This window comes from Collimonas sp. (assembly GCF_035566555.1).
In the GTDB taxonomy this organism is placed as follows: domain Bacteria; phylum Pseudomonadota; class Gammaproteobacteria; order Burkholderiales; family Burkholderiaceae_D; genus Collimonas.
In genome coordinates, this window is the sequence record NZ_DATMRB010000013.1 from 1 (window position 1) to 5,224 (window position 5,224).

The following is a 5,224-nucleotide window of genomic DNA, read 5'->3' on the forward strand; positions in this document are numbered from 1 at the left end:
ACACCGTGAACCTGAAACAGGTTCTTCGCTAGATCAACTCCTATCGTGTGCGCTTCCATGGTGGACTCCTTGGAGGGTTGAGAAATCTCAACTTTAAACCTACCGCTCTTGAGAGAGGGCGTCCATACCATTAGTCCAAAAACGCGTCATTTTGCGTCAAACCGTTGCAGCCTATTTCCCTCGCAGCGCTAAGCTGCGCGGGACTTTGGCGTTTTTGCGAACTGCGTTAAAACCGGTGCATTTAACGGGGCCGGCAGGCGTGGGGGGGACTGCGAATTAAAGGCCGCTGCCGGCATCTTTTTCATGACAATACGGCATTGTCATGACGTTAAAAAAGCCGCACAAGGCGGCTCAGATCGATGCAGGCGCCGCCGTTACGATATGGCGGCGGGGCAGGTATACCATTAGCGTCCGGCGCGCCTGTACGCCTCCTGTTCCTTCTGGTAGTCATCCCGGCAATCCGTATTGCAGAACAGCGCCCCATGGGCGACATCATCATCACAGTAATGGCAATGCCCGTCCGCCTCCAGCTTGGGCGTGCGGCGCGCATGCGCCATGGCTGCTTCGATGTCCTTTGCAATGCGCCACTCGGCGCGGTCTGCTACGTCGCTCATGCTGCCTTCCCTTCCATGTTCTCTAATGTGTAGTCGTTAAATTTCACTATCTCTTCTCCCAGCCATTCGTTAATCATTAAAAAATGCGATTGCAGCGGCACCAGCTCGTTACGTGCGAACACCTTGGCCGCTGGCTCGACGGCGCCGAAGCCGCCGGCATTGCTCGGCATGATCCCCATCAACTGCGGCGGCACGCGGTGCGCCGCCAGCAGGTCGTCGCGGGTCACGCCCTTGATGTTAAAAAATTCGTCCTTGGCCGCGACCTCGGACACCGGCAGGATCTGGATACCGTCTTTCTTGCCGCCTGGTGCGTACATGAAAACGTTGCGGAAATTGCCCGGCCCCTTGCTGTCCTTCAGCGCATTGCGCAGCTTGTCGACGTCCTTGATGTCCTGGGCCGCGTCGGTCATGTACAGAATGAAGCCGGCGTGAGAACCGTTCTTGTAATACTTGCGCCGGAACAGCGTGGCCGATTCGTTGAGCCAGGCCGACTGCAAGGCGGACAGGTACTGCGGCAATCCGTAGACCTCCTGGTTCACATCCGGGTCCATCAGGTGGAAGACCGCGCCCTTGGCAAACTCATGTTCCTGCTGCCAGCCGGACACGAAAAAATAGTTATCCAAGTCCGTGCCGCGCCGCATGTACTTGGCAAGGGAGTGCTTCAACTGGAGGATCTGACCAGTGCGGCTGACGCGCTTCTCCAGGTAGGCATTACCGAAAGTCAGGAAATCCAGCGTGAACCGCTTGAAGGCGTCCCGCGACAGGCATTTGTGCGGCACAAAGGTCGACGTCAGGATGTTGGCCTTGAAATGGATGGCGCTGCTGTGGTGGACGCTGGAATTAAACGACTTCGCCAGGCCTTGCCAGCTGACTGGCGGCTCGTACCAGCGGCCATTGAGCCAGCACTCCAGGCTTTCCATGATGTCGGCATGGTCCAGCACCGGCGTCGGGTCGCCGAAAGCGAACGCCTCCACGGATGACGCTGGCGCCACCTGGTCGGGCGGCGCCGGCGCGGGTTGTTGGATACGTTTGAATCGTTGTTTCTTCATGAGGTAAAAATCTCCATAAATGAGGTGGTGGCTTTCGATACGCCTTCGATTGGCTCGTGATCGAGCGCGTGCATACAAGCCCAGGCCAAGTCGGCGTGGCCGGTTTCGTCGGTGCGGCCGGCGTCATACGTGACCTGGCGCCCGCTGGCGGTGATGGTTTTGCGGATCGCCATGAACGCTTGCGCCAGGTCGGTGGCGCCGGCGTCAAATTCAAAGCGGCCCTTGCTGATGACGTCCTTCGCCTTCAAGACCATGCGGGTCTTGACCTCGGGCGAATAGTTGATCGCGGTCGCGTTCGGGAAAAACTGCTTTACGATAGGGAATACGCCGATACCCATGCCGGTAGTGTCGATACCGATGTATTCGACGTTGTAGCGCAAGCTCATTTGCCGGATGGCTTCCGCCTGGGCGGCAAAGTCCATGCCGCGCCATTGGTGGCGCTCCAGCACGCGGAACTTGCCGCCGGCGACCAGCGGCGGCGCCAGCACCACGCAGCCGGCGCTGTCGCCGGTCAGCGAAGGGTCGTAACCGATCCAGACCGAGCGGTAGCCGAACGGGCGCGCCGCAAACGGTTTGACGTCTTCCCACGCTTCCCAGGAATCGACCATGCAGCGCTGCAGCTCGGCGAGTGGAAATATCGATGCAGTGTCATCGATAAAATTACACATCAGCAGGTTTTCAAACTGGTCCGGGCTGTACTCGAAATTGCGCAGGCGGTCGATGTTGAACAGGTTGCAGCCGCCGCGCTCGGCATCCAGGATGGTGACGATCTGGCGCCAGATCTGGTCCTGTCCAGTAAAGCCGTTCATCAACTTGGCGTGGCTGACATCGATCTTGTACTGGTCGGCTTTGGATCTGCCCTTGTTGAACAGCTCGCCGATCCAGAACGGATACGCCTGGTGCGTGGTCGATGACGGCGTCGAAAAATAGGTCTTACGCCATTTCTCATGCAGCGCCATACCGGATGCCACTTTGTTCAGCTCCTGGAAATTGTGGGTCCAGAAGAATTCGTCAAAGTAGAAATTGCCGTGGTAGCCCTGGGCGGTGCGCGAATTGGTCCCCAGGAAATACAGGTGGGCGCCATTCGGCAAAATGATCGGGTCGCCTGACAGACTGATGCCGGCGGATTCCTGCGCGAACTGAACGATGTATTGCTTGAATACGTGCGCCTGGGCTTTCGACGCCGACAGGAAGATTTGATTACGGCCGGTTTCCATGGCGTCGGCCAGCGCCTCGCGGGCGAAATACCAGGTCGCGCCGATCTGGCGCGACTTCAGGATCATGCGCGTGCGCTCATGGCCGTTGCGATACCAAACTTTCTGGTAATCAAACAGCGAATCGCGGAACGCCTCCAGCAGCTGGTCTTTCTGCTCAGTGCTGAAATCGTTGCGTGTTGGCTTCTTCTTCGGGCCGGCGTTGCGCTTGTCCAGGTTTGGATTGAGATCCGCCTCATTGCCGCCGCCGTCATAGCGGCGCTTGCGCGACATCTGCACCAGGGAGCGCGTGAGTAGGTCGATTTCCTTGAAGTCGCTACCGCTTTTTACTTCCTTGTCGATCAGTTGCACCATGCGCGCTTCGATGGTCGATTCCATGCGATCAATCGCCGTCGACAAATGCCACTTGTCGCGCTCTTTCCAGCTGGCGACTGTGCTGCGCTTGATTTTTAGATGCTTGGCAATCGAGGAGATACGCCAGCCTTGCCAGTACAGGCTGCGGGCGGCATCGCGCATGGCGGCGGGATCATTGGCAACGGGTGTGAACTTTGCAAGCGTGCCTGGCGCGCGCGTGGCGCCGCGTTTGGCTGGCTTAATTTGGACTGGTTTGATTAACATGCCGCCAGCGTAGAGGCCAACGCTTGTAAAAGCCCCCGTCGGAAAGTCGCTAAGACTGTTATCAACCCGCTGCCGATTGTTTCTACGCGCAGCAACGTCGACCATGGCGGTATTCGAACTTCCAAAATACCGACACCATGGCAAAGACGACCAGCGCAGCACCAACAAAGTCGAAATTCTTCCGCGTCGCCGTCGAAGGCGCCACCACCGACGGCCGGGTCATCGACCGCGCATTCATTGAACAGATGGCCGCAAATTTTGATCCGCAGGTTTATGGCGCCCGCATCTGGGTCGAACACCTGCGCAGCACCTGGGCCGATGGCGCCTTTAAGGCCTATGGCGATGTGACGGCAGTGAAAGCCGAGGAAGTCGAGCTGGGCGGCGTTAAGAAACTGGCGTTGTATGCGCAGATCTCGCCCACGCCGGAACTGGTCGCCATGAACAAGGCACGCCAAAAAATTTACACCAGCATCGAAATCAATCCGAAATTTTCCGATACCGGCGAAGCCTACCTGGTCGGCCTGGCTGTTACCGACAGCCCCGCCAGCCTTGGCACTGAGGTTTTATCGTTCGCCACCAAGAACACCGGCAACCTGTTTTCGGCGGCGGAAGAAACGACGCTGGAATTCGAGGAAGCCCCCCAACCTGAAACCGAAGGAATCAAATTGTCCGATACCGTTAAAAACCTGCTGAGCCGCTTTTCCACCAAGACTACCGGCGACGATGCGCGCTTCACCGAGCTGGTCGGCGCCGTCGAAACCTTGGCGACCTATGCCAATTCCAGCGCCGACCAGTTCAAAGCAGAGAAGGAACGTGTCGATACGCTGGAAGCGGCCTTGCAAAAGACGAATGAGGAATTCGCAGCATTCCGCCAAAAGGTCGAGTCGACCGACGCGAATGGCTCGCACCGGCCTGCCGCCACCGGCGGCGACAACCTGGCGGAAACCGATTTTTAATCGGCGCCGGCCACCTCTCCCCTACACGAACATCGCCCTATACAAACAGGAGTCACCCGTATGAAGAAAATTACCCGCGTCGCCTTCGACAAATACACCGCCCGCCTGGCGCAGTTGAACGACACCGGCAACGTCGCCAAGACTTTTGGCGTCGCGCCCACCGTGCAGCAAAAGCTGGAAACCAAGATCCAGGAATCTAGCGAATTCCTCAAAAGCATCAATGTCATCGGCGTATCCGAACAAGAAGGCGAAAAGGTCGGTCTGGGTATTTCCGGCCCAACTGCCAGCCGCACCAATACCGACAAGGGCGACCGCAAGACCCGCGACCTGACCGCCCTGGACGGCAAGGGTTATCGTTGCGAAAAAACGAACTTCGATACGCACGTCAAATATCAAACCTTGGACGCTTGGGCGAAGTTCCCCGATTTCCAGCAGCGCCTGGCCAACGCCATCTTGCAGCGCCAGGCGCTGGACCGCATGATGATCGGCTTTCATGGCCGCACCGTAGCGGCCGATACGGATATCGACAAGAATCCGATGCTCCAGGACGTCAACAAGGGCTGGTTGCAGCACTATCGCGAACAGGCGCCGCAGCGCGTCATGCATGAAGGCAAGAAGGATTCTGGCAAGCTCGTCATCGGCGCCGGCGGCGACTATGAAAATCTGGATGCTGCGGTATATGACGCAATCAATCTGCTCGACCCCTGGTATCAGAAGGACACCGGCCTGGTGGTGATCGTCAGCCGCAACCTGATGCACGACAAGTATTTCCC

At 58.0% G+C, this 5,224-nt stretch carries 5 protein-coding genes; 2 read left to right on the forward strand and 3 right to left on the reverse strand.

All coding sequences use genetic code 11. The annotated features are described in order from the left end of the window. Positions 1–404 precede the first annotated feature (404 nt). Genes VNZ65_RS02480 through VNZ65_RS02490 form a run of 3 tightly spaced genes read right to left on the reverse strand, consistent with a single transcriptional unit; the run spans position 405 to position 3,393 of the window. On the reverse strand, positions 405–614 hold the full coding sequence (locus VNZ65_RS02480; protein WP_325665737.1) for a hypothetical protein: 210 nt from the start codon (positions 612–614) through the stop codon (positions 405–407). Next, complete coding sequence (locus VNZ65_RS02485; RefSeq protein ID WP_325665739.1) at positions 611–1,663, reverse strand: phage portal protein; 1,053 nt, start codon at positions 1,661–1,663, stop codon at positions 611–613. The genes VNZ65_RS02480 and VNZ65_RS02485 overlap by 4 nt, the downstream gene beginning before the upstream one ends. Beyond that, positions 1,660–3,393, reverse strand: a complete 1,734-nt coding sequence (locus VNZ65_RS02490) for a terminase ATPase subunit family protein (RefSeq protein WP_325665745.1) — start codon at positions 3,391–3,393, stop codon at positions 1,660–1,662. The genes VNZ65_RS02485 and VNZ65_RS02490 overlap by 4 nt, the downstream gene beginning before the upstream one ends. Positions 3,394–3,632: 239 nt before the next feature. Between VNZ65_RS02490 and VNZ65_RS02495 the strand changes: the two genes are divergently transcribed. Both VNZ65_RS02495 and VNZ65_RS02500 read left to right on the forward strand, forming a co-directional pair. Further along, on the forward strand, positions 3,633–4,451 hold the full coding sequence (locus VNZ65_RS02495; protein ID WP_325665741.1) for a GPO family capsid scaffolding protein: 819 nt from the start codon (positions 3,633–3,635) through the stop codon (positions 4,449–4,451). Between the two features lie 60 nt (positions 4,452–4,511). Next, a partial coding sequence (locus VNZ65_RS02500) for a phage major capsid protein, P2 family (protein ID WP_325665743.1) occupies positions 4,512–5,224 on the forward strand: 713 nt, incomplete at its 3' end.